This window comes from Gulosibacter sediminis, from assembly GCF_014904065.1.
GTDB classification, from domain to species: domain Bacteria; phylum Actinomycetota; class Actinomycetes; order Actinomycetales; family Microbacteriaceae; genus Gulosibacter; species Gulosibacter sediminis.
Map to the genome: position 1 here is coordinate 1 of NZ_JACXJG010000030.1, position 256 is coordinate 256.

1 protein-coding gene is annotated in these 256 nt (G+C 64.8%); it reads left to right on the forward strand.

All coding sequences use genetic code 11. From position 1 onward, the window contains the following. Nucleotides 1-256, forward strand: a 256-nt coding sequence (locus ID132_RS12175; RefSeq protein WP_193128752.1) for a DDE-type integrase/transposase/recombinase, incomplete at both ends; no start/stop codon positions are given.

The window sequence follows — 256 nt, forward strand, 5'->3', positions numbered from 1 at the left end:
GATCGTCGGCTACTCGATCGATTCACGGATGAAGGCCCGGATCGCCGTCAACGCGCTCGAGATGGCAGTGGCCCACCGAGGCCGGCCCGCTGGGGTGATCGTCCATTCCGATAGAGGGTCCCAATTCCGGTCGCGCCGCTTCCGCAAAGCGCTGAAGCGCCACAGGCTACGTGGCTCGATGGGCAGGGTCGGGGCATGTGGCGATAACGCCGCGATGGAGTCGTTCTTCGCGCTCCTGCAGAAGAACGTCCTCGAC